Annotated in this window: 16 protein-coding genes and 1 pseudogene; 8 read left to right on the plus strand and 9 right to left on the minus strand. The window is 49.7% G+C overall.

Annotated elements, in window-relative coordinates:
- Window positions 1-200: 200 nt before the first annotated feature.
- A complete protein-coding gene (locus Pla110_RS20675; RefSeq protein ID WP_144998806.1) occupies window positions 201-1,259 on the plus strand; it encodes an integrase core domain-containing protein in 1,059 nt (352 codons plus the stop codon).
- Between the two features lie 714 nt (window positions 1,260-1,973).
- Window positions 1,974-2,171, plus strand: a complete 198-nt coding sequence (locus Pla110_RS20680; RefSeq protein ID WP_144999799.1) for a cold-shock protein — start codon at window positions 1,974-1,976, stop codon at window positions 2,169-2,171.
- Window positions 2,172-2,613: 442 nt separating this feature from the next.
- Here Pla110_RS20680 and Pla110_RS20685 read toward each other — a convergent pair whose 3' ends face one another.
- From Pla110_RS20685 to Pla110_RS20710, 6 genes are all read right to left on the minus strand, one after another.
- The gene (locus Pla110_RS20685) at window positions 2,614-4,833 is read right to left on the minus strand and encodes a nitric-oxide reductase large subunit (protein WP_144998808.1); all 2,220 of its coding nucleotides are present in this window, start codon (window positions 4,831-4,833) and stop codon (window positions 2,614-2,616) included.
- Between the two features lie 72 nt (window positions 4,834-4,905).
- On the minus strand, window positions 4,906-5,634 hold the full coding sequence (gene ric / locus Pla110_RS20690) for an iron-sulfur cluster repair di-iron protein (RefSeq protein WP_144998810.1): 729 nt from the start codon (window positions 5,632-5,634) through the stop codon (window positions 4,906-4,908).
- Window positions 5,635-6,055: 421 nt separating this feature from the next.
- Window positions 6,056-6,811, minus strand: a complete 756-nt coding sequence (locus Pla110_RS20695) for a hypothetical protein (RefSeq protein ID WP_144998812.1) — start codon at window positions 6,809-6,811, stop codon at window positions 6,056-6,058.
- A gap of 111 nt (window positions 6,812-6,922) precedes the next feature.
- The gene (locus tag Pla110_RS20700; RefSeq protein WP_144998814.1) at window positions 6,923-8,341 is read right to left on the minus strand and encodes a DUF1552 domain-containing protein; all 1,419 of its coding nucleotides are present in this window, start codon (window positions 8,339-8,341) and stop codon (window positions 6,923-6,925) included.
- A 105-nt stretch (window positions 8,342-8,446) separates the two neighbouring features.
- A complete protein-coding gene (locus Pla110_RS20705; protein WP_231742722.1) occupies window positions 8,447-11,041 on the minus strand; it encodes a DUF1592 domain-containing protein in 2,595 nt (864 codons plus the stop codon).
- 1,421 nt (window positions 11,042-12,462) lie between these two features.
- Window positions 12,463-12,930, minus strand: coding sequence for a DUF4265 domain-containing protein (locus Pla110_RS20710; protein ID WP_144998818.1), 468 nt, complete (start codon window positions 12,928-12,930; stop codon window positions 12,463-12,465).
- A gap of 158 nt (window positions 12,931-13,088) precedes the next feature.
- On the opposite strand from Pla110_RS20710, the gene Pla110_RS20715 reads away from it, so the two are divergent.
- Complete coding sequence (locus Pla110_RS20715) at window positions 13,089-13,550, plus strand: hypothetical protein (RefSeq protein WP_197440356.1); 462 nt, start codon at window positions 13,089-13,091, stop codon at window positions 13,548-13,550.
- 126 nt (window positions 13,551-13,676) lie between these two features.
- A complete protein-coding gene (locus Pla110_RS20720) occupies window positions 13,677-14,369 on the plus strand; it encodes a hypothetical protein (RefSeq protein WP_197440357.1) in 693 nt (230 codons plus the stop codon).
- A gap of 15 nt (window positions 14,370-14,384) precedes the next feature.
- Here Pla110_RS20720 and Pla110_RS20725 read toward each other — a convergent pair.
- A pseudogene (locus tag Pla110_RS20725) lies at window positions 14,385-14,782 on the minus strand (integrase core domain-containing protein); the annotation flags it as partial.
- A 498-nt stretch (window positions 14,783-15,280) separates the two neighbouring features.
- On the opposite strand from Pla110_RS20725, the gene Pla110_RS20730 reads away from it, so the two are divergent.
- A complete protein-coding gene (locus tag Pla110_RS20730; RefSeq protein WP_144998820.1) occupies window positions 15,281-21,256 on the plus strand; it encodes a hypothetical protein in 5,976 nt (1,991 codons plus the stop codon).
- A gap of 293 nt (window positions 21,257-21,549) precedes the next feature.
- On the opposite strand, the gene Pla110_RS20735 is transcribed toward Pla110_RS20730, so the two are convergent.
- Window positions 21,550-22,083 carry a molybdopterin dinucleotide binding domain-containing protein gene (locus Pla110_RS20735; RefSeq protein WP_144998822.1) on the minus strand — a complete coding sequence of 178 codons (534 nt, stop codon included), beginning with the start codon at window positions 22,081-22,083 and terminating at the stop codon, window positions 21,550-21,552.
- Window positions 22,084-22,150: 67 nt separating this feature from the next.
- Window positions 22,151-23,542, minus strand: coding sequence for a cytochrome c peroxidase (locus Pla110_RS20740; RefSeq protein WP_144998824.1), 1,392 nt, complete (start codon window positions 23,540-23,542; stop codon window positions 22,151-22,153).
- A gap of 63 nt (window positions 23,543-23,605) precedes the next feature.
- Here Pla110_RS20740 and Pla110_RS22755 point away from each other — a divergent pair, with 63 nt between their 5' ends.
- The 3 genes from Pla110_RS22755 (at window position 23,606) to Pla110_RS20750 (ending at window position 24,449) form a co-directional block, all read left to right on the plus strand.
- Entirely contained in the window at window positions 23,606-23,749 is a 144-nt protein-coding gene (locus tag Pla110_RS22755; protein WP_197440358.1) for a hypothetical protein, read from the plus strand.
- A 30-nt stretch (window positions 23,750-23,779) separates the two neighbouring features.
- On the plus strand, window positions 23,780-24,016 hold the full coding sequence (locus tag Pla110_RS20745; RefSeq protein WP_144998826.1) for a transposase: 237 nt from the start codon (window positions 23,780-23,782) through the stop codon (window positions 24,014-24,016).
- An 85-nt stretch (window positions 24,017-24,101) separates the two neighbouring features.
- Entirely contained in the window at window positions 24,102-24,449 is a 348-nt protein-coding gene (locus tag Pla110_RS20750) for a hypothetical protein (RefSeq protein ID WP_144998828.1), read from the plus strand.
- Window positions 24,450-24,500 lie beyond the last annotated feature (51 nt).

The raw sequence follows: 24,500 nt of genomic DNA on the forward strand, positions 1-24,500 counted from the left end.
AGGGGTTTGTGAAACGCTAACGGCATGTATTCTCAGACGAGTTGGCAACTACGCTCGCCGCTACATTTAATACAATCGTTGTCTCCGCTCGTGAAGACTGGCATCAATACACGTTTCGCGAGTGCTACTGCTCAGAGACTGGCTATAGTTTCAAAGTCACCCTCCTCCGCACTTTGGTAACTGAATAGATGGAAACTGTGATGCAGCCCTGGCACCTGCTCGTCTACGCTCTTACAAGTTGGGTGAATCGCGAACAGCAATTGGCGATTGAATATCTCAAGACCGAAAATAGTATCCTCTGCAATAAGCTCGGTAAGAAACGGGTGCTGCTGAATGACAATGAGCGTCGTCGCTTGGCAGTCAAAGGAAAACAGCTTGGTCGGAAGTTACTGAGTGAACTCGGCGCGATCTTCACTCCCGATACCATCCTCCGTTGGCACCGGGAGTTGATTGCTCGGTATACGTCGAAGAAGAAACTAGTTGGTCGACCTTGCATCCGTCGGGAGATCGTCGAACAGATCCTGCGGTTTGCGAACGAGAACCCCACGTGGGGAGCCGATCGAATTCAGGGTGCTTTGTCCAACGTTGGTTTTCACGTCACCGACACGACTGTCAGAAATGTGCTCAAAGCTCATGGCATTGAACCTGCTCCCGATCGCCCTGCTTCGATGTCCTGGCAAACATTCCTGGAAGCCCACTGGGAAGCGATCTTCGCTGTCGACTTCACCACGGTAGAAGTCAGGACGAAAACGGGTTTGACGACGTTCTACGTCATGGTGGTGATGGAGCTGCAGTCCCGTAAAGTCGAGATCGCAGGCATAACTACCAACCCGAATAAACAATGGGTGACACAAGTTGCACGCAATCTGACCGGCGACGATGGTTTTCTGGAGCATGCTTCGCATCTGATCTTGGATCGCGACACGTCCTTTCAACCACTGCGATCTTTCCTGAAGGAACAGACTGAAATCGAACCGGTGCTGCTTCCTCCGAAAAGTCCGAACATGAATGCACATCTCGAACGATTCATGAGAAGTCTGAAATCGGAGTGTCTGAACAAGATAGTCTTCTTCGGCCAACATTCTCTCGAACTAGCGTTGAAAGAATACGTCGCTCACTACCATTCCGAGCGGAACCATCAGGGACTCGACAATCAGCTGATTGATCCTGATGAAGACGTTGGATGCGTCGCCGGTAAGGTTGAATGCCGCGAACGTCTCGGCGGTCTGCTCAAGTATTACTACCGCGACGCGGCGTGAAACCGCTTCGCTAATAAACTCCAAATCTTGCGCCAATCCGCGCTACCGCTGCGCCCAGATGATGCTTTTCGTGTCGAACCAGATACCAATTTAATGACTTCAGAACGAATCTCGTTCGAAAACCATCCTTCATCAGCAACACAACCACTTGGAATCACTCGTTTTCAACGTCGGCTGAATAAATTTACGATACGGGAAACTGCTTGGTTGAAAGTTTCTGAACAACACCGGAACCATCTCCCCTCCCTCCGACACCATCCTACGTTGGTATCGAGAGCCCATCGGCAGTAAGATCGAATGTCCCGAACACGGTGGTAGAATGCATAAGTAATATTTTCGCGACGTTGGGAGAATCTACTTAGCTTACAGTTCACAATTCTTGTTACATTCCGTGTTATCGCTGCACCCGGTAGGTCGTTTTCGCATCGCATCCGATTACAAGATTCGGGTGTTTCGACTAGCCCGGTTCGGAAACCACTTCTCAGCATAAAAATAAACACTTGAAAAATACGTATTCAACGGCGACTGAATATTGTTACGATACAGGGATACAAAGGGTGCTGGTTGGCAACAGCCCGGTCCCCACATGTGCAACTATGTACACTTGGTTGCGGTTTTGGAGTGATCATGTAAAATTGTTGGTCACTAACGGTGGGATGACTTGACTTGTTTTTCAAGTGGCACTGTCTATGAGATATCTTTAGGAATGAAATGATGGCTGAAGGCACAATCAAAAAAATTACTGACAAAGGTTTTGGATTTATTGACATCGGTGGCGGAAAAGACATGTTTTTCCACTCATCTAACTTAGATGGCTGCCAATTTGACGAACTGCGAGAAGGTCAATCAGTTTCCTTCACAGAAGGTCAAGGTCCAAAAGGTCCACGAGCTGAAAACGTTCGACCTCTCTAAGGTGGACGTGGTACTCGCATGAACTGGTTCAAGGCTGTTGGTTTTATAAATTTAAAAACCATAGCCAATGCAATCAGGTTTTGTAAGCGTACCAAAAGATACAATCAAGAGATCGACTATCGTACGATAGTCGATTTTTTTTGTTTCAAGTGATCACGTTGAAAAGGAATAAGGAAGGAGCTCAAAAGTTATTTGCGTTCCCGTACTCTCACCTTAAGGAACTCATCCGAACAGAAGTTACTTTCAACGGAACAATGTGCGATCAAAGTAGAGTTCGACTCTTAGTTAGCTTGATCCGGGAAAGCACCAAGGTGACTTCCCTTCTTAGCGCAGGATATGCTCCTTTCCTAGGCGATGATCGAACTGTGCTCTATGTCACTGCAAGTTATCAGTGATTGGGATGGCATTCAGTCGTGCAGGTTATCTGAAGCGGATATGTCTTTCAAGATTTTTGGAAAGAATGACCTGTCTTAAGACCAGCGACAAAGATCACTAGCGCAACGGCCCCTATAAAAAAGATTGTGTCACCGGGAACACGCATCCATTTCAGAGTCTGCATCAGATCAGTTTGCATGAATTCTGCACTGCGAGCGTACCAGTAACCGTGTTCGACTGATGCTTGGGTCTGCAGTAAGCCCACTGGCAACAGGCTCAAGATGCACATGGCCATTAGGCCACCGTTCAAATTCCAAAATGAGAACTTCAACAAGCCATCTTTCCATTCCCGGTCAGGAATCAGAACTCGCAGACAGAGCAGCATCAGACCGATCCCCAACATGCCGTACACACCAAACAGAGCTGCATGACCGTGTAGTGGAGTCGTATTCAAACCTTGCATGTAATACAGAGCAATTGGGGGGTTGATCATAAATCCAAACAATCCGGCTCCGACCATGTTCCAGAATGCCACCGCCACAAAGAAGTAGATCGGCCACTTGTACCGCTGAACCCATTTTGACTTTCGTGAGCGTCGCAGGTCCTCGGTGGCATCGAATCCGACCAGCACCAGCGGCACTACTTCCAATGCACTAAAGACGGAACCCCAGACTAAGGCGACGGTCGGTGTTCCTGAGAAGTAAAGGTGGTGACAGGTTCCGATGATTCCACCTGCCAGAAAAATGGTCGCGGACAGCAATGCTGCGGATGCCGCGAGGCCAGGCCGAATCAAATTCAGTCGCATGAAGGTGAAAGCAATCACGGTTGTTGCAAACACTTCAAAGAAGCCTTCCACCCACAGATGCACAACCCACCATCGCCAGTATTCCACCATCGATAAGTGGCTGTGTCGACCCCATGTCAGACCCGCTCCGTAGAACATCGCGATGGCTCCCGTCGCCACGGCCAACAGAATAACAAGCTGTCTCTGCTCGCCCGTTTTTTTCATCGCTGGCAGCAGCACACGTATCATGAGAAATAACCATAACAACAGCCCTGCCATCAAAGCAATCTGCCATACACGGCCCAAGTCTACGTATTCATAGCCCTGATGCCCCAGGTAAAACGAGACCGCATCCGTTAGCTTGTTATGAATGCTGAGCCATTCGCCCGTCAACGATCCGACGACGACAAGTAACAAGGCTCCGAACAACACGTTCACGCCGAGTCGCTGGCCTTTGGGTTCGTATTCACTGACAAGAGGCCCGATAAACAATCCGGCCGCCAGCCAGGCTGTGGCAATCCAGAACAGTCCCATCTGCACGTGCCAAGTGCGAGTCACACTGTAGGGCAGCCATTCCGATAATGGGAATCCGTAGAAGCCATCGCCTTCGACTCCGTAGTGAGCCGTGATGACGCCCAATAACATCTGCACCAGAATTAATGCAGCGACCACCCAGAAATACTTGATCGTAGCGTGCTGAGACGGAGTGGCTTCCCACAAGGACAGAGGATCCGATTCCGGTACAGGGGGCTGATCTTCTTCCTCACGTCTTGACGCGTACCACCACGCCATTGCCGCAATCCCCGCTAACAACACGATGATGCTGACTCCGGTCCACACAATATTATCTCCAGTGGGGAGATTGCCAACCAGAGGTTCATGAGGCCAGTTGTTGGTATAGCTGACCGGTTCGTCTATCCGATTGGTCGATGCCGCCCACGAGGTCCAAAAGAAGAATGCTGAAAGCTTTCGCAGTCTCTCCGGATCAGAAACGGCTCCCGGGTGAATCGCGTAATGTGCGTTGCCGTTCGAAAACACGTCGCTGTAGTGAGCCAAATTCGATTCAAACGCCTCGGCACGAATCGGGTCGATTATGACGACGCCGGATTCTATGTCGAAGGTGTTCGTTCGTAACAGATCAGTCAGCCGAGCCTGCAACTGAGCCTGCTGTTCGTTGCTGAGTTCTTCAAACAGGGTACCGAAGTCCCTGCTTGCCCAGTGATCGAGAATAAAGATCGCTTCGCGGTGCAGCCAGTCGGCCGTCCAGTCCGGAGCCACATAGCTCCCGTGTCCCCAGATGGAACCGACCTCCATGCCACCCATTGACTGCCATACATTTTGACCGGCAGAGACATCGCCGCTGTCGATCAGAGTGACGCCGTCCGTGGTGACGACTTTATCGAAGAGAGGTGGCATCTCCTGGTAAATGCGTGTCCCGATCCAGCCCAGAATCAGAAACGAAAAAAACATCACTGCCGTAAACAGTAGCCAAAGTCTTCTCATCGTGTATTGTCTTTCAGTAGGACTGGCTTTTGGCCAGTCACCTCTGCCTGGAAACCTGCCGCATGATTGTGATCACGCACTCAATTCAGCTGCCAACTTTGACGCTCGCGGAAACAGGATGTTGTTTTCCTTGTGGATGTGGCGATGCAGATCACTTTCGAGTTCTTGCAACCCATCCAACATGGCCCGAAACGTGTTACAGCCGCCCTCCGGCAAATCGAAGTCTGACGATGCCTCGCGAATATCACGTAATGCCTGACCGGCCACGTCATGTTCGTGTTCCATCATGCGGATGGGGTTGTCGACCGATCCGAATGGGAAGGATGGCACCACTCCTGACTGTTCTATCGTGCGAATCGCTGGAAACAGGACCTGCTCTTCTTTCGACATGTGAGGATTCAGCTCGTCTCGAAGCTGATAAAAGGACTTTTCCAATTGGACCAACCACGCATACTGTTCGCCGTGCACCCGTACGACTTTTTCGACAAGCTGAGTCAGGCGCGGCAGTTCCCGTTTTAGATACGCATGATGAGTCGCTTCGATTTCGTCGCACATGTCGGCCAGCCGTTTCGACGTGAAATCGTCTTCGACCGTTCCATTTGTCGCGCTGCGAGAAATCATGTCAACGAGTTCCTCAAGCACACGGTGAGCATCCACCTGCTTCGCCGAGCACGCTTCTTCTAAAGATCGATCACCGCCGCAACAATAGTCGATATTGTGTTGCTCGAACACGCGTGATGTGGCCGGATGTTTCGTCACCCAGGCACCGACGGAATCGGAAGGCTTCAAGGTTGTTGTCATTTGTAGTCTCTTTTTGAGTGAAGGAGAAAACGGTTCGGTGAACATGTCATCTCTTCGCTGAATCTGCGACTGATGACTTCGGTCCAAGTGTGGCGACTGAATTATTCACCTAAAGGTATATAATTAGAACCTGGATGTCAATGTCCAGTTTTGGGCCGTACGTGGGCAAAGAGGAATCTGATCGGACGGATGTTTCTGAACAACCCCGGTACGAGGGTTACAACCGAAAGAGGAATGGCCGGTAATAAGACTATGCGTCTAGGAAGAAACGCGTCGGTCGACCACGCATTCGACAAGGGATTATCGAGCGGAAACTGCACGAAAACCGGGCGGAATTGAGCACACTGGAAATTCCGCCTTATCCAGCTTGGATGAGGGAGACCAGTGGGCCGTCAGACCTCAGAAGCAATCTGATCTGCATTCAGCGAATGAACTTCATTTGATCGTCGCCCAAGTCCCAGCAATCCCAACCGTAGGAAACGACGTAAGCGTCATCCTCATGTTGATCACCGATGCTGGCAAAGGGAATGGAATTCTTTATAAGGTAGTCTTTAATCGAATTTATAAAAAACTTGCGATTGATAATTCGAACGCACTGTTTGAGTTGATATTCGGAGATCGGTTCACGAAAGAAATAGGCTATATCATCCTGATGTTGGAAATAAGATGCGTAATCGAATATGTGGCCGAAGAAAGTTGATGACGACTTCAGCTTGGGAGAAGGATGCCAGCAACCTGCGACGGGATTTTCTTCTATGCAAAGGTACTCCGACATCCAATAACTGATTACAAATGTGCTATCATTGAAACTGGTTTTTAGTATCTCGTCCGATGGTTCGTAGTAACCGGTCACATAGGGTCGACTCAAAAAATGATCCAGCGAATTGTACGTGCAACAACTCTTTAGTTCTGGAACATCGAATTCACCAATAACGAGAATGGACGAATGCATAACAATATTCGAAAGATATATCAGCGTGGGAAGCGTATCGGTCAGACCCTCTAACCGCATCTTGCCTTGATCAAACGTTGCACCATAAGTAAATATCGGACTGTCAATCACGACAGGTACTTCAGGCAAACGATGAGAAACAGATAACGCCCATTCGTTGAATTTGGTTTTTCCCCCTTGAGGCATATGAAAATTAAATGGCGATTCGAAAGTGCGAACTATCATGATCTTCTGCAACTGTCCGTAATTACAAGTCTGTTTCCGAATCGATTGACGTCCCAGAGGTTCTATTTCGAATTGCCCTCAACCTCTTCGGGGCTATCTATTACATCTCTTTCAGACACGTATAGCGTCAATCTCGCGAGATTCGCGTTGAGCGGGTCCCATCTGGTCCTTGCTGTCGAATGCTTTGAGCATCGTGTTGTAGACGTCGATACCTTCGGCTCCAACATCCATGATCTGCCCCGTTTTGAATCGCCCATTCGCTCCGGTGATACAATGAAAGACACCCGAAAGTTCCCGTTTCACATCATTGTGGCGACCGTCGCCGGACTCTGTGGAAATTGTGATCAGTGAGTTCTCCAGAATTGTCTGGCCGTTGGCTTCTCGCGAGTCCTCATTATCCAGAGCCTGAAGTAAGTATGCGACCTCTCTCATTTTCATATGTGCATGAGCACGCAAGGCTTCGTTCTTTTTCTTTTCGTTAAACTTATGCCACCATTCATGACTGCATCCCTGATCGCCGGACGCATTATGTTGTTTGGAATCGTCGAATTCGAATCTCTTCTCGCCATTGTAGGTGTAATCACCAGTGAGCCGAATTCTTTCACCGGCAGCCAGGAATGTCAAAGATCCGAAACGGGCCCGGTCCATTTGAATTGCGAGAGCATAAATATCTGCCATCAACCGCCACTCGGTGGAGAGTTCCTCCAGAGTGATATCGATCCCTTGACCACCCGGGTCGGCCGGACCTCCGTGCGGGATGATCGAACGCGGTGGCAGTTGAGGGCCCGATTTGTTTGTGTGCTTCATTGCAAACGCGCGTTGTTCAAATTCTCGAATTCGGTCCAAGTGATCAGAGACACGCGCTTTGGATGAAGAACCCAGTGGCGAATTCGGCCCGGTGTAATAACGATAGTCTTCAACAACCGTATCCAGGACACTACGGCGCAATCTACGTTTTGCGTCGCTACCAGAAAAAGCAACTCCGCCAAACACACGATCAAAGAGGTCGCGAGGCTTTTCCTGAATCGTCGCCGCTACGGTGCCGTCCATATTGTAACTGTGAACATAACGCCCGACTCGGGAACGCCTGAAGAAGGTTCCGCCTACCAAAGTCGGCACCAAGCCCTCAGGAAGCCCATCGGGATATTGCGATTTCCGAATCACCTGGTCAATGGACGGCCCACCAGATTTCGCTTCCCCGTCAGGAGGCTCCGCAGTGAAAGCGCCTGAAGAACCATCGTAATGAGCGTTGATTCCTTTTTCGTCGCAACGAATCTGATCGACATTTCGCATAATGAGTAGCTTACTACTCAGCGACTGTAATGGTTCCAGGACGCCATCGAATCCTTCCTGTTGCAATGGAGCAGGAATACCGAGACCAAAGAAAACATTGAATGCTCGAGTGGGAATATCTGGCTTACTGGCACCCAAGGCATTCGATGAGAGCATCTCCTCGATCAACGGTAACCCAATCGTAGCTGCTCCCATACTCTGGAGCATCGTACGGCGGTCGATTCGTTTCAATGGCATGATTGATCCTTATACCTGTGGGCTGTCCAGGTTTATCCTCGATTTGGAGTCACTAACGTGCTGGTAAATAGAGACATCTATCGATTCTGTAAGCACGAATTGGAATCATTTATCTGTCTGAGTGTATGTCATTTGAACAAGATCACTCATCAATATTGCGGTGATCAAGGAGGAGTAAGTTCCTCCGTCCGCTTGAGCAGCTTTGTGGATATTCTGTATCACAGTGGCATCCCGAGCCCCTAAGGGACGGCCGAGCGCAAATTGGGCTACTTTCCAGGTGATCGTTTCTCGAACCCGATCACTGCTGGCCAGCAGGTTCATCAATTCGGCAGATGTCTGGTAGGGCAATGGTTTCGCCGTACCCGGAAGTTGAATCTCCCCATCCTCTCGCAGGACATTTCCGAATTCGTCCTTTTTATTAAATGCACCCATACCATCAAATGGTTCAAGCCCGAAAGCCAGAGGTTCGAATCTCTGATGGCATCCACCACAGGAGACATTGTTGATTCGCTGTTCAGCAATCGTGCGTAATGTTAACCCCGGCTTGGCGGGGACAGGAGTGGTGTCGACTCCCGGTGGTGGAGAGGAGATGACTCCGCGCAATACATCCTTCAACAGGAACAAACCGCGAGTCACCATGGAGGCATCATCTCCACCTTTTGTGAGAACACTACCTTGAGTCAGTAGCCCTCCCCGGAAAGCGACTTCCGAGAGATCATATCTTTGTAGTCCACCCCCCTTTGGCTCCAGTCCGTAATGCTCAGCTAATCGCGGGGTCGCAAAGGTGAACTGCGCGTTGAACAGATCGGTGAGTGGACGGTTTTCTTTCCATACAATCTCTTCAAAGAATGCCAAAGTTTCATCTCGCATGTCCAATCCCAGCGCGGGCTCCCACTTTGGAAAACGCTCCTGGTTGGGTTGCATGTGCTTCAGACGATTGAGGTCCAGCCAGTCAGAGATAAACTGTTTTGATCGTTCGATCGCTCGCGGATCTTTCAACATTCGTTGGACCTGCTCACGGCAATGTTCGCGATTGGACAATTGACCGTCACGAGCCGCCTTCAGCAATTCAGCATCGGGTGGACCGCCCCAGATAATGTAACTGAGTCTGGATGCTAACTCGTATGGGCCAACGTGTCGGGCGCGTCCGTCACCCCGTTGTTGTTCGATGCGATAAATGAACCGTGGAGATTGCAACATCGCTTCGGTCATCAAGGCGACGCCCTCTTCGAAGTTTCCTCCCGCACTGGCGACCGCAGTCAGGATCCCGCTGTAGTTAGTCACTTCTCGATTATCAAGCGGTCCACGTAGTAGCCACTCGCCGACGGAATTGACGAACTTTCTGGCAGTCGCATCCGTATTCAGGCTGCGCGACTTTGAAAACTGTCCGGCAAACTTTAACACGTCCATTCGCTGGACAATAATCTGAGCCAATTGGGCGTAGGCCTCAATATGTTGCAGATCTACATTCAGGTTATAAGCCGTGTTGCTGAATCCGTCCGCCCGCAGATCGGACGGTAACATTTGCTGAGCTTCCTGAGAGATATCGATTCCTACGGCACTGCGAACGGTTTCGATGTACTCGTCAATGGTCAGACGTTGCACCCAGGATTCGCTCACCCCGTCATTACTGGCGTATACTGCGGGATCAATGAATTCGACCGACCATACTGCACCTTTTTCAATCCACTGCTCGAGTAGTTCCTTTTCTTCGCTCGAAAGGGGTGGGCCTTGAGGAGGCATATCGCCGGAAGAAACCTGGTCCCAGAGCATGCTTTCAACTGGTTTTCCGGCAACGATGACAGAACCACTCTCGCCTCCCTCAAATGCGGAGAGCTTTCGTGAGAGGTCCAGCCCTCCTTTCTTCACGGCAGTATCATGACACTCCAGACATTTTCGGGCCAGCAGTGGCGCAACTTCGGTCGCAAATGTTTGTTCGGCGTGTGCATGAGCAATTCGTTGGGCTGCCTGTGGATCCACTCCGGCCGTGGGGCCAGCATGATAATTCTGTTCGACCTCTTTGGCATTCAGGGCACGATCGTAGATCGCAACCAGATGAAGTTCACCCAGCCAAGGGCGATCCTGAGTCTGTTCATTAGCTAAGACCAGTGGGAATCCCGTATCCCAGTTCTCCAGCGATCCTTTAATCTTGTGGTCCGACTGTGGTATGCCATCAATGTAAAACTGGATATTTCCGGATGCGTTGCGTGTATAAATGACATGCGTTAATCGAGTATTGGCCGTATGTGCCCCGCTGTTCGTTTCCGGAATGCCGTTTCCAGTGGTCGCTGTAGTTCTAAACCGAACCTGGAAATGTTCTTTCTCTTGCCCGAGAGTGAAATTCCGTTTTCCAGAATCTTGTGAAAGCGACACGATTCGTGCGGGCCCCTGTTGCTTTGTATTCTGGGGAGTGACCCAAGCCTCGATAGTTGCTTCACCCGTATGCCGCAACGAATCGGTTAACTTTTGGGCAGGCCCTTCGGACTGAATTTTTGTCGCAGAAAGTATCGCTAATGAATGATCTCCCCAACGAACAGCAGAGGGATTCTTGATCGTTAAGTCCACCGCTGCCCCATGACCACTGCGATCTTTAACGATAGAACCCTGCCCCGCCTCAAACGTATACAACACCTGCAAGTCATCGCTGACTCGACTGGAATCGACAGCCAATGCTGAGTTGCCCACTAACAATACAAACAACGCGGCTGCTGTCCCGCATAAAATCGACGATAGTCGGACGAAGGTGCCAATTTCGGAGTTGTGTCTTTTAGCAATTCGAAACGACGAAGGCGCGCTCTTGTGATTGGCAATTGAAGAGATCAACGTCATGGTCTTGCCTCGCGTTCACATAGAGTCGATACGGCATATCAGAAGGAGCGATAGGCTTGGCGAAACGCTGATTATTACAGCCCGTATTCTCATTTAAGTAGAATTACGTTTTTGTTCGTTTGACATTAATACCGCTGGTCGAAATGAATTACCGTGGGCTAGAAAGAATATCATTGCCACTGAGGAGCACTGGCACCCGACAAGGAAAAGCCTGAACGCTTAACTTATGGACGGATTTCAGTCTTGTCAAGGATTCAACCTAGCTGGTTTGCCTGAGTAATGTCAAGCTGTGTAACCTGAAGAATCTTTGCTCACGCTCCCTCATCAGTCCCATCTCATTCAAGACTCTAAGCTTGTGCATTTCCATTTAAGAGAAAAACCATTCGTTAGAAATCACGAAAAGGAGCACTTAATGGGCGGCAATACTATGCTTTGGTTTTCGGTCAATGGGACGGCTCAAATAAAGATGAAGTTCAACGAGGTCTGAACATCCATCACTGAAATACGACTTCCGGGTATGTCATGTTCACCTCTACCTGTACGTCGTCGAACTCGACTGCGTGTTCACCGTTTCGAATCGGTTTTGAGGCTACTTCCGGCTACCCTGTGGGCTCGCGGTATCAATAATCCTGAGACCTCTCTGATGAGTTCAGATAGAATCTGAATTGTAAAATCGAAAACAACCACAACCTGGTTCCAATTCCACTCGGAAGTTTAGAGGCAGTTTCGAAACCGTTTAAGTTTAGTGATCAGACAAGCGAATTGGACGAAGCCGTGCCCCTTGATCGCCGCCTCTACTTTGGGAGGCCCGCCTGGGGCTATTACGGGGGGAGTCCTCGCACTGGAAGGTATTGATGACACGTATGACTCCTTGAAAAGTATTGGTTCCGGAAACGGAAACGGCTGGGATTACTTACGGCCTTGGAAGTGAGAGCCAGAATCTTTCGGGTTTCATTGCCATCAACTCAACAACGAACTCGTCCTGGAAATTCTCAGCGATCTGTTTTTAGACGTGGTGTGCCTGAGCATGTTTGGATTGGCAGCGAAACGAATTGATTGTTAGTGAACTCTATTATTGGAAACAAACGTGTTGGTCGAACGCTGATGTATTAGATACAATACAATCAACAATCAGACCGCACAATTTATTAGTCAATCGAGCCCCAGCCCTGATACAGTCAAACTCTAAGTCGTGTAACTGGTGTTATTCATGGAGGCTCGGCGTAAAAGCTAAGTGACTATTGAAAACTTCATTTCACAAAGAAAGGTTGGAAGATTCAGAGAAAGAACAATCATTCTGGAATTGCTCCCTCTTCGTATTCTAGTTGTTCTGATTCAATATATATTCTCAAGAATTCCAAAACATTCTCATACTCTGATTGGGGCGGGACATCGACCGATATTAAATTGTTGAGATGGCTACCTTCCCAATCACACCCTAACTTTTCGAGCTCCTCACAAACTCGTTTCATGCATGATAAGTCGTATAAAATAATTCTCAGGGTAATATGACCAAGATACTCAACCTTTTCTTCAAATATCAGTTCGCCAGTTTCTGTACTCGCTTTAACAATGTCGCCATAAGCTATCCCTCTTACAAAAAATGGTATGTTGGCGATTTCATACATTCCTTCTTCACGTTCAATTGCCCAAAGTGACTCCGCTGTAACAGGGGGCCAACCATCTTCGTCCTGTTCCAAGAGAAAATTTATTTTGCTAAGAGCATCCTTGTCTTTAATTTGATGATTCAATGATTTCATCCTATTTGCTTTTGCATCCTTTTTCCAAGTTACAGTCTCGACACCACATCTGACCTTTCTCTGGAGATTCAGTACCTCGTAAGGTAAGAATCTCTGGCGTGCTTCATTGCCTGAGAAGTGTTTGAACCATTAGGTGAGACAGACATAGGAAACAAAAAATGAATGATCAACTCAAAATGACTGATTCGGACTCGACCGAAATAGTCAGACCATTGGCAATATCGCTTTTGCTGCTTCGCATGGGGGTCGCTCTCGTCTTCTTCATGTGGACCTTGGACAAGCTGTTAAATCCGGAGCATGCTGCCGGAATCTTCGAACGTTATTATCAATTGTCCGGGTTTGGGACAGCGCTGATGGTGGGGATTGGTGTTGTTCAGATGGCGTTGGTGGTGGCATTCGCGACGGGGACCTTTCGGACTTATTCCTACGCACTGATCACATTGCTGCATACAGTATCAACTGTGAGTTGTTACCCGCAATATCTCAATCCCTGGGAGAAGCCGAACCTGCTCTTTTTTGCCGCGTTTCCGATGCTCGCAGCGTGTGTCGCCCTTTGGATGCTACGCAAATGGGACATTTGGACTGTTGATGGAATAAGAAGTCGATCGAAAACCGATTAGCGAAGAAGTTTCCTGTAGCCAATTGAATGAAACCCTCAATTGAAGCTGAGAGATAACTGACTTCATCGACGAGCGAGTTTGTTCCTCATACTCCGCTAACCCATGATCAATCAAGGTATTTATTCAATGTTCAAAATAGTGACAAGCCTCTTCCTGACCTTCTGCTCGGCAGTCCTGTTTGTGCAACTGCCGACTGTGGTTTCTGCGGCTCCGAACTCTAGTGACGATTCGAAAACTAACACTGAATCATCCCTTCCTTCCTTCACCCAGGGAGAAGCCCAAACAGCCGTGAAGACTCTCTTTGATTGGAAAGGATCGAACCCGCGGACATCAAAAGTTGGAACAATTAAATTGTCCGATGGTCGGCAATGGACCGTGCCCGCGAAAACTCATTTCCAGTCCGGCCCGAAAGCAAAAGACCTTTACAACGAAGCCAACGAGGTTAAACCCGCCGGTTTGGCGGACGTCGATCTGGAGAAGGTTCCTGTGATCGACGCTGGCGGAGACGAAATTTTCACGGCCTATGTATTCGGGGACAACTACTTCGAGTTTTATGTAAATGGAAAACTGCTGGCGGTCGATCCGGTTCCGATGACTCCATTTAACAGCAACGTAATTCGGTTCAAGGCACAGCGACCATTTACAATTGGCGTGATGGGAGTTGATTGGGAAGAACGACTTGGTTTGGGTTTTGAAAAGTTCCGCAGTGCTCCCTTTCATCAAGGAGATGCTGGATTGGTTGCCGTCGTCATGAACGCAGCCGATGAAACCGTTTCGGTGACAGACGCGAACTGGAAAGTGACCTGCCCCCATGAATGACACCAGTCACATGACTTAGTGTTCGACTGTATCAGGGGACTGCTCTATCCGCCTGCGTGAGCGTAGCGATGCAGGCGGATAGAGCTGTTTTGTTTCCGGTACCGGAGCTCGGTAGCCCAGGGAACTGTGTGGTCGGATCGTGTTGTATTATTTCGCCAACGCTCGATCAACACTTTCGCTTCCAATAACGTATCGAAGATCTCGCCATCAAGCAATTCGTCTCGAAGCTTGCCGTTGAACGATTCAATGTAACCGTTCTCCCAGGGGCTCCCGGGCTCGATGAACAAGGTGTTTACTTCCACTTTCTGAAACCACTCACGAACTCGTTCGGCGGTGAATTCCGGTCCGTTGTCACTCCGAATAGGATCAGGCACCCCACGTCTGATAAACAGGTCACTGAGACGTTCCAGAACGCCGAGAGCTGCTGACGGATCTCCTTGCAGCACCTGCGGAAGAAACCCATGCGAAAGCCCGCGATATGCAGGAGCAATTTCGTAGGTTACTGGAATCGCCACTGCCGCATGGCGATCTTTCGATGGGTATCTGACAAAGACTTCGTCCCCTCGACGTAATCGTTGCAGCTGTGAATTGTAAGCTGAATTGTAAGGAGTGTGACCTGTCCACCGATGACCTCGAATGAAGTCCAGAGCATTGGTGACCGCGTATTCGGAGCGTCCCCAATCGTCGTCCGTTGAGAGCGTCAACGGTGTCTGGATCCCAAGTCAATCGACTTCATTATATTTCACATCAATAGTCTCCACGACTTCCTTGGTAGATTGTTGACTTACCAGCATAAAGCTGCTGTAATCGTGGCATCCATTCTTTTTTGTCTCCGGCTAGTCAGCCTTCAAACTTGCATCCCAATTGAGTTGTCTCAGCTGAAGTTTGTTCCTAACACAGGTTGTCTTCATATGTATTTTACATCGCGTCTCACGTCATTTCTCCGTGCCCGTAAACGCCAAGCTCGTCAAAAACAAAATATCCTTCATTCATCTACGAATCCCTGTTGGAGTCAGCTAGAGCGATGCGAAGACCGCACTTTGCTATCGGCCCCCGTGGCCGATGCGGGTGGATCCTATACTTTCGAGTCAGGTGCCGCTTTTCAGTTAGACGCGTCCGCCACCTTCGATGCGGATCAAGATAACTCCACGCTCGACTACCAGTGGGATCTCGATGGAGACGGGATTTTGGGGGAGACAGGGTCCGCCGCCCTGTACGGCGATGAAGTTGGTATCAAACCTGTTTTTTCAACAGCCGATATTCCCGCTGGTTCATCCCTCTCAATTCTGCTGCAAGTCACCGACAATTCTGAACTGTCCGACTCGGTAAGTACAACTGTTAATGTTACGTCGCTGAATGTCGATTTTGCGTTTTCTGCCAACTTTGGTAATGGTTCATCAGACGCTGGGTATGGTGTGAGCTTTGACAGCGAAGGGAACACGATCACTGTCGGGCGATTTTCGGACGTTGTCGATTTTGACCCAGGCGCGGGAAGCACACTTCTGTCCAGCAATGGAGCTTCTGATGCGTTCATCTTCAAGCAGGATCCAGCTGGAAACCAGCTTTGGGCGAAAAATCTGGGAGGTGCCAATAATGATCGAGCGAATGGAGTCGTCGTTGATCAGTCTGGTGCGATTTACATCACGGGTTACTTTGAAGGAACCGTCGACTTTGATCCCGGAGCAAACGTCCATAATCTGACCAGCAACGGGGCCGACGACGTATTCGTGCTTAAGCTCGACAGTGCTGGTTCCTTTGTCTGGGCCCGTTCCATGGGCGGCACCGACACCGACGAAGGTGAAAAGATCACTTTAGGTTCGAACGGAGATGTCTATCTCACGGGTTTATTTGAAGGTAGTGTCGATTTCAATCCCGGTCCGGGGACTTTCACTCTTACTGCAGTCTCCGCGAGTCCCGCAGCTTTTATTACCCGCTTAAGCGGCACCGGTGATTTTGTCTGGGCGAAATCAATTGGGGCAGACAGCGAGATAAGCGCTTATGACATCGAAGTCGACAGCCAGGACAATGTCTTTATTACTGGACTGTTCGAAGGAACCGCTGATTTCGATCCTGGCATCGGCAGCTTCACGCTTACCAGTGGCTTCGGCGGTCTCTCTTACAACATGTACTTGGTCAGTCTGGACCAATCTGGAGACTTCAACTGGGCCTACTCTGTATTGGGCGATGGAGATTCCTACTCTGAAGGAACCACGATTGCGGTTGATAGCTCCGACAATCTCTATGTCAGTGGGTATTTCAGTTCCGAGTCTGATTTTGATTTTAGTCCGGGAACTTTTCGATTTTACGAACCGGGTGATCCGTATCCTTCCGATGATGGATACTTCATGAAGATCAGCAACAGCGGTGTTTTTCAATGGGTAAAGCCCATCATCGGTGATGATGACGATTGGGCATATTCAATCGCTATTGACAACGAAGATCGCATTTATGTAGCTGGACTATTCGGCAGTTCTATTGATCTCGATCCTGGCCCTTCAACGTATTACTTAACCGGAGTCGGCAGTGATGATATCTTTATAGCTCAATATGACATTGATGGTAATTTTCAATCGGGGCAACAAGTTGGGGGGACTGATCGAGAGGTGATTTCCGATTTCGCAGTCGGGGGAGCAAATGGTTTTGCTCTGACGGGACGCTACCTAGGTACTGCTGATTTTGATCCGACAGGGGGAACATATAACCTCACCAGCAATGGGAGTTATGATGCCTTCGTGGTCGTGACCGGCGCCAACACGCCCCCAACTGCGGATGCAGGTGGACCCTACCAGGTCCCCATCGGTAGTGTACTCACATTGGATGCAACGGCCACATTCGACCTCAATCAGAATGACGAAACACTGGAATATCTCTGGGACTTTGATGGTGACAATATCTTCGGAGAAACCGGTCCTGCAGCGGAGCATGGCGACGAACTCGGGCGCAACCCAGTATTTGATACGAATGCATTCCTGGAGTCGGAAGTAATTTCTGTATCTCTGAGAGTGATCGATTCTGACGGGGCTACGGGAATAGATAGCGCCGAGATTACTGTCGAAAAGGTGATTCCAGATCTGGGCTTTGCATACATCGGAAACACAACCGAAACTGCTAGATCAACCGGTGTCGCCACGGACAGTACGGGGAATACCTATTCGATCGGTTACTACGAAGACTCGATGACGATCGATCCGTTAGCCGCCAGTCCCGATCTGATTAGTTCAGGAGGGCAGGATGCTTATCTGACGAAGCACGACTCTCAGGGAAACCTCGTGTGGATTAAGACTGTAGAAAGCTCGCAGGACGAAACCTTCCGGGGCATCGTGATCGATGAGTCGGACGAGATATTACTAACGGGAACGTTCGACAGCACGGTCGATTTCGATCCCGGTGCTGGCGTATTTGAAATGACAAGTAGCGATTCTTTAGATGTGTTTCTATTGAAACTTGATGAAAACGGAGATTTCCTCTGGGCGACATCCTTCGGCGGGCCGGGCGCAGAGACCACCACAGGGATCACCTATGACTCAAGCGGAAATATCATCACCTATGGCATATTCGGTAATTCGATCGACCTCGACCCTTCAGGTTCCACTTTCATTCTGAACTCAAACGGCAATTCCGATGCATTTCTGGCCGCTTACTCTTCGACAGGTTCTTTTCTATGGGGAAATCAGTTCGGTGGCAGTAACTCCGAGTACATCACAGATGTCGATTTCGATGCGACAGGGAATATCTATTTGACGGGTGAGTTCGAGGCTACTGTCGACTTTGACCCGGGGGCCGGTACCGAAAACCTCACCAGTTTCGGATCGTCGGACATTTTTCTGGCGAAATTGACCAGCACTGGGGACTATGTCTGGGCAGAAAGATTCGGTAACAATTTAGGGGATAGCGGTCTGGGAATTCTCGTTCATGATAATGGTGATCTTTATGTGACTGGAGTGTTCTCAAACGGAGTTGATTTTGATCCGGGCCCAGGATTGGTAGGAATCATCGCCGATAGTTTTCGCGACATATTTATCGCCCGATATACTCAGGCTGGTTCTTTAGTCTGGGCGCAAAGTATCGCAGGCACAACGTATGAAGTATTGCGAGACATTGAGCAAGACTCCGAGGGAAACATCTATCTCGCAGGTGAGTACGAACATTCCATCAGTTTTGAAAACGGTCCTGTAACCACTACGTTAACATCACCAACTGGTGCCAACTCTCTTTTGGTAAAAATGGATCCGGAAGGAAACTACGTTTGGGCTCTCGATTTTGAAGGAACCTATTCGAATCGAATACAGTCAATTGCGATTGATCCCTTCGACAACATTTCAATGACGGGAATGTTTCTTGGCGATGTCGATTTTGATCCTGGGCACGGCACATTTACTCTATCTTCCGATCCCGGTATTTATGAGCCAGACTCGGATATCTTTATCTCAAAACTGATCCAGAATGAAATTGTCCAAGAAGAACCTACTTACAAAACTCCCGAAACTCTCATTAGCTATTCAACTCGGGGGCAGCAGCGGACCGGTGTTGCTGGCCAGCGGTCGGTGGCTGCAGCGGCGGATGGTCGGTATGTGACCACCTGGTGGAGTGATGAGGGAGACGGAGATGGTGCGGGGGTCTTCGCTCAGCTTTATCGAGCCGACGGTAGCAAAGTCGGTGGACCGTTTATCGTCAGCACAACGACTGATGAAGACCAAATCAATCCTTCGGCTGCAATGCAAGCCGACGGGTCGTTTATGATCGCCTGGCAATCGGATAGCGATCCCGGAGCCGGAGTCAACTGGGAGATCCACGCTCAGCGATACCTTGCCAGTGGTCTGCTCGATGGTGGCGAGATCGCGATTAACAGCGAACTGGCTTCGAATCAGTCATTAGCTGATGTTGTATATTTGGCGAATGGTCATTTCGTGGTCACCTGGACCGGAAAGGGACCAGGAGATGCCAACGGTATTTTCGCCCGCATCTTCGATGCGAGTGGTAACCCGCAGGGACCTGAGTTCCTCGTTAATGGAACGACAGCCGGTGCCCAGGTCAATCCGTCACTCACTGCTGATCGTGCCGGTGGGTTTGCTGCCGTGTGGCATGGTGACGGTACTGGCGATAGCAATGGTGTCTTCTTCCGTCGATTTGATCAGTTGGGTACCGCACTCTCAAGCGAAGTTCGGGTAAATCAGACGGTTGCAGGAGTGCAACAGACCGCTTCGGTTACGCAAACCAACAACGATGACTTCATCGTCGCCTGGAGTGGCGAAGGAACGGGAGATTCCAATGGTATCTTCACTCGCCGGTTAACTCCCCTGGGAGACGTTACAGGCAATGAGATTCTTGTGAATCAGACAACCGGAGGAAATCAGGTCACTCCCTCCATCACACCTGATCTTACCACCAATGGTTACCTCGTTACCTGGTCGCATCAGAATTCAGGAAACGACTATGACATCAAACTGCGTCCGTTCAATGGAAGTGATGTGGCAACGGAGGACGAGCAGACGATCAATCAGGTGCTTGAGAACCGCCAATGGAATCCCACGATCATTCAACGTTCAACGTCCAGCGGTGATCAATACGTCCTCGCGTGGGGCGGATACGGAGATGGCGACACAGCCGGTGTCTTTACACGAGCATTAGACTCCAGTCTCAATCCCATCACTCCGGAAACCCTCGTTAGTTCTTCCACCAAAGGGCAACAACGGACGGGAGTGGGTGGACAGCATGCAGCGGCTACCGCTGCTGACGGTCGCTACGTCACGACCTGGTGGAGCGACGAAGGAGATGGCGACGGAGCCGGAGTCTTTGGTCTATTGTATCGGGCTGATGGTAGTAAAGTGGGCGGACCGTTTATCGTCAGCACAACAACAGACGAAGACCAGATTAACCCTTCAGTCGCGATGCAGGAGACGGGTCAGTTTGTCATCGTCTGGCAGACCGACGCCGATTCCGGCGCAGGAGTAAACTGGGAAATCCACGGTCAACGCTTCCTCGCCAGTGGCTTGCTCGACGGTAGCGAGTTCCTGATCAACAGTGAAACGGTATCTAACCAGACACTCGCAGATGTCGTCTATCTCGACAACGGCAGCTTTGTCGTTACCTGGACAGGAAAAGGGCCGGGCGATGCCAATGGTGTCTTTGCCCGGATCTTTGATGCAGGTGGTACCCCCCTCGGAACCGAGTTTCAAGTCAACGAAACCACTGCCGGGGCTCAACTCAATCCATCTTTGACTGAGGATAGCGCTGGCGGCTTTGCGGTCGTCTGGCACGGAGAAGGAACGGGGGACGACAACGGCATTTTCTTTCGTCGGTTCGACAACTCCGGTTTGCCGTTAACAAATGAGATCCTAATCAACAGCACCTCTTCTGGTCTTCAAGATTCAGCCCGCGTAACTCAAACTGCTACTGGCGATTTTATCGTGACCTGGAGTGGTGAAGGAGTGGACGACTCCGCCGGCATCTACGCCCGGCGTCTGGATCCTTCGGGTGCTTTAAGCGGGCTGGAGATCCTCGTGAATGAAGAGACGGATGGTAACCAGGTAACTCCCGCAGTTGTGGCGAACTCCACCGGCGGCGGTTTCCTCATCGTCTGGTCACATCAGAATACGGGAATTGATTACGATATCAAATTCCGTAAATTTGACGAATCAGATTCTCCGGTCACCGCATCGCAGCTTGTGAATCAGGTGACGAAAAACAGGCAATGGAACCCAACGATCATTCAGAGGCCGACTTCGGAGGGGAACGACTTCCTCATTATCTGGAGCGGTAACGGTGACGGCGATACCGCCGGAGTCTTCACCCGCCAGTTCACGTTTGAGGAACCAATTGAAGTCCTCTCGCTTTCTTTTGTGAGCGACGAGGTATTCGCGGAGGGGCTAGAAGAAGTGCTGGATTAATCGTCCGACTCGTTATTTAAAATTCAAAGTAATAACAGAGTAACTTACGTCCGAATACCTTTCCTTTAACAGCCAGGTTGTGACGTTGTTCAGGAAGCATTACCTATCTCGGCAGGCGATATTCCTAGGCGTTCTATGTTCTTCCAGATGTCTGGTTGGGGAGTCAGGTATCGAAGTTACGTTTGGCAACTGAACCCCCGGCTGTTTTGAGCATGCGGGCCTAGCCAGGGAAGGGTTCGACAAAACGTTGTTAAACGCGGACTATCGATGCCTGACACTACCTGTTGGGAGAATCATTTCTCGGGGCCGGCATACGTTCGCGATTTGAATGTCAGTAGGAGAATGTCCTTTCTGTAAGGTGATTCGCGGAGCCGTTCCACTTTTGCTTTGCCGATTTTAAACCGGTATCGGTTGGTGACTGGATCCGGAACACGATGAATGAGACTGTTCGCGGTTCGTGTTCCGTACAGAAAGTTGGCGAAGAGCAAACGGGGTTTGACGGCGTCCGTGATGATGGCGATGGCTTCCACCTCGCCACTTCCTACACGAATATGGCCGTCGTCCATCAGACGGGTAAACGAGAAACTGCCAGGTTCAATGTGCTGAAATCCGCCGGTCTGAATCAGAATGTCATCACTCCACAGACGAACGTAGTCTCCGCTTTCAATCCCCAATGGTTCGGCGTCCTGCGGGTGAACTTCCATGAACGTATCCGGCCAGCGAGCTTTTAAGTAGGGCTTTCGTAGTGTGTCGACGCCAGACTGCCAAGTCTCATTAACGCGACCTACGGTAAACCAGAACTCTCCCTGATCTTCCTGAGGTTTAATCCGATCGTAAAAATCGGCGAAGAGCTTTCAAAGGCTTTTGATCAGCAGTGCTTTTCCTGATTGCGTGTTAAAGTGTCAACCACTTGCCGTGTACGGTGAGGCCTTCAGGAGGACCAAGCTCCAGTTTGGTCCATGCAGTCTCCGCGTCCCGACCAGTTCTCCCTGCTCGTAGCGAATGGGAGTCTGAATTCCTGTTGTGCATATAAGGAGTGGTATGGACCAATGCTCGCAAACTAGGTGTGCGAAATTTACCCCGGTCTTCAATTCGCTTCGTGACGTAATGCAAACCATCATCCGTAGTCGCATTTTTATAAACGTCTCGGGGAACACCTTTAGAGGTTAGTTCGTAACGGAATGTGATTTGTTTGATAGGGCTGTTAAGGAAATCGGGATATTGGGGAACACCCAGAGCATGATAGCTATCGTCACTGGCCGCTGGTCCATGGTGGCACGCGATACAATTCGCCTTGCCTGGGAACAACTCGAAGCCACGTATGGCTGATTCCGAGATGGCAGATGTTTCTCCCTGCAGGTAACGATCCAGTGGTGTATCAATACTGTTTAGTGTTCGCTGGTATGTTGCGACAGCCTGTAGGGCGTCGTTCCAACGAGGAAGATCGGCTCCGAACACATCTTCAAATCGCTCAACATAGTCGGAGATCTGCGCGAGTCGTTCTTCCCCCAATGTTGGATCGAGATTACCTGCAACAGCACCTGTCCACGCACCCGAGTTTTGGCTTTCGATACTATTCTTGGCTCCGTCCTCGTTCAATTTCCCATAATAGGCGACATTGAGAATGGTCTGAGAATTCCGCCAATGACTTGTTCCCGGGCCACCCATCGAGATCGGTGTCTGGATAGACCCTCCTGTTCGAAAAGAATGGCAACTGTGACAGCTGGTCGAGCCGTCCGCAGACAGACGAGGATCGAAGAATAGATGTTTACCAAGTTCGGCCTTGGCTTCCGTAAAGGGGGTATCGAATGGAGCAGGTAAGGGCGAAAGTGCTCGCGACTCCCGAAATGAATTGTTCTTATCGGTGACAGGCTGGTCGTTGTTCTCAGCCTCCGCGGATTCCTTTCCCAAAGCAACCACTTCGTAATTCGGCAAGTCCGGTGCTTCGCTATCTACCTCTGGGCTACAGATGCTTTGTAGAAACGTGACGAGCTGTTTGATTTCGGAATCCGTCAGATGCAGCGGTTGTAAATCGGCTGTTTGATTGTGGCCTCCACCCTCGTTATATAAACGAATAACTTCTTCGAGTGTTTGCAGACTTCCACTATGCATATAGGGTGCTGTCCGCGACACTTCACGAAGCAGGGGGGGACAAAAACGACCGACATCGGCCGTTTTTAATGTAATTGCTCCGTGACCTGGATCGCTGTGAAGCTTGCGATAATTGGGTATCCCTAATACGCGGAAAAAACGACGAAATGTGATCTCTCGCTCAGGATCGTTCAACCAGGAATTATCTTCGGGAACATTCAGTTGATGAAAAGCATGGTCGGTCTATAAAGGTTCCTGATGACAACGGACGCAATTTGCTTTAGAGCGAAACAGCTTCAGACCGGCAATGACAAACGCGAAGCACGACCGCTCCTCACTAAAACAAAATCTATTACTCAACCACAACGGTTGTTCGCCGACAAAGGTTACGACGCGGAGTGAGCCCATGAATTCTGTCGTGAAGACTGGAACGTGGAAAGTTGGATACCTCTGACAGTGCATCGTAAAGATAGCCAGATCAACGGCCGGTATCGCTCCCAGATAAAACAGGATAAGTTGCAGGAAAAAGGTTATGGAAAACGCTGGATTGTGGAGTCCTTCATGAGTGTATTGAAACGAACGACGGGCTCGGCTCTGTCAGCCAGATCAGAAAAAGCGCTCTTCGTGGAAGCCGGACTCCGAGTCCTGGCGTACGTCCTGCGGCGTTAGCCATCAATGAAAATACTTGTGTTTTGTTTTCAACAAGGCAAAACTGCTGCTAGAGATTGATAATAGATATTCGAAGGTCTTAGTAATGCAAAAATACAAAACCGGTATCTTGTTTTCGCTCGTTATTGTTTTCCTGATAGTGGTATGTATTCGGCTCATGTGGCAAGTGACAATCCTCTCCGTCGAGAACGCATTCGTACAAGACTTCGTCTATATATTATATCTGACGGAAGATCAGGTAATTGACGGCGAGTTAACTGCCGAGAAAGCCGCTGCTTTTGTCGAATCCTATTACCCTGTTGGCTCGAAATTGCGACCGAATACTGTGCCAGCTAAAGTTGTTGAAACGATTCGCAGTCGGGTGCTTGAGAGGATCAATAGGCTCGGGCAAGACAATGTGACAGGGGAGGAACACAAGACGGAGGGTTTGTGAATATAGTATTGATGCAATGTTACATTGTCGAAAGCATTTCAGACTATAGAG

The sequence above is a fragment of the Polystyrenella longa genome, from assembly GCF_007750395.1.
Lineage (GTDB): Bacteria > Planctomycetota > Planctomycetia > Planctomycetales > Planctomycetaceae > Polystyrenella > Polystyrenella longa.

Coding starts and splice junctions, on each gene's coding strand:
- Pla110_RS20750 (WP_144998828.1), top strand. CDS start 24,102: ATGCAAAAATACAAAACCGGTATCTTGTTTTCGCTCGTTATTGTTTTC.
- Pla110_RS20695 (WP_144998812.1), bottom strand. CDS start 6,811: ATGATAGTTCGCACTTTCGAATCGCCATTTAATTTTCATATGCCTCAA.
- Pla110_RS20680 (WP_144999799.1), top strand. CDS start 1,974: ATGGCTGAAGGCACAATCAAAAAAATTACTGACAAAGGTTTTGGATTT.
- Pla110_RS20730 (WP_144998820.1), top strand. CDS start 15,281: ATGTATTTTACATCGCGTCTCACGTCATTTCTCCGTGCCCGTAAACGC.
- Pla110_RS20710 (WP_144998818.1), bottom strand. CDS start 12,930: ATGAAATCATTGAATCATCAAATTAAAGACAAGGATGCTCTTAGCAAA.
- Pla110_RS20685 (WP_144998808.1), bottom strand. CDS start 4,833: ATGAGAAGACTTTGGCTACTGTTTACGGCAGTGATGTTTTTTTCGTTT.
- Pla110_RS20720 (WP_197440357.1), top strand. CDS start 13,677: ATGTTCAAAATAGTGACAAGCCTCTTCCTGACCTTCTGCTCGGCAGTC.
- Pla110_RS20700 (WP_144998814.1), bottom strand. CDS start 8,341: ATGCCATTGAAACGAATCGACCGCCGTACGATGCTCCAGAGTATGGGA.
- ric (WP_144998810.1), bottom strand. CDS start 5,634: ATGACAACAACCTTGAAGCCTTCCGATTCCGTCGGTGCCTGGGTGACG.
- Pla110_RS20675 (WP_144998806.1), top strand. CDS start 201: ATGCAGCCCTGGCACCTGCTCGTCTACGCTCTTACAAGTTGGGTGAAT.
- Pla110_RS20715 (WP_197440356.1), top strand. CDS start 13,089: ATGAATGATCAACTCAAAATGACTGATTCGGACTCGACCGAAATAGTC.
- Pla110_RS22755 (WP_197440358.1), top strand. CDS start 23,606: ATGACAACGGACGCAATTTGCTTTAGAGCGAAACAGCTTCAGACCGGC.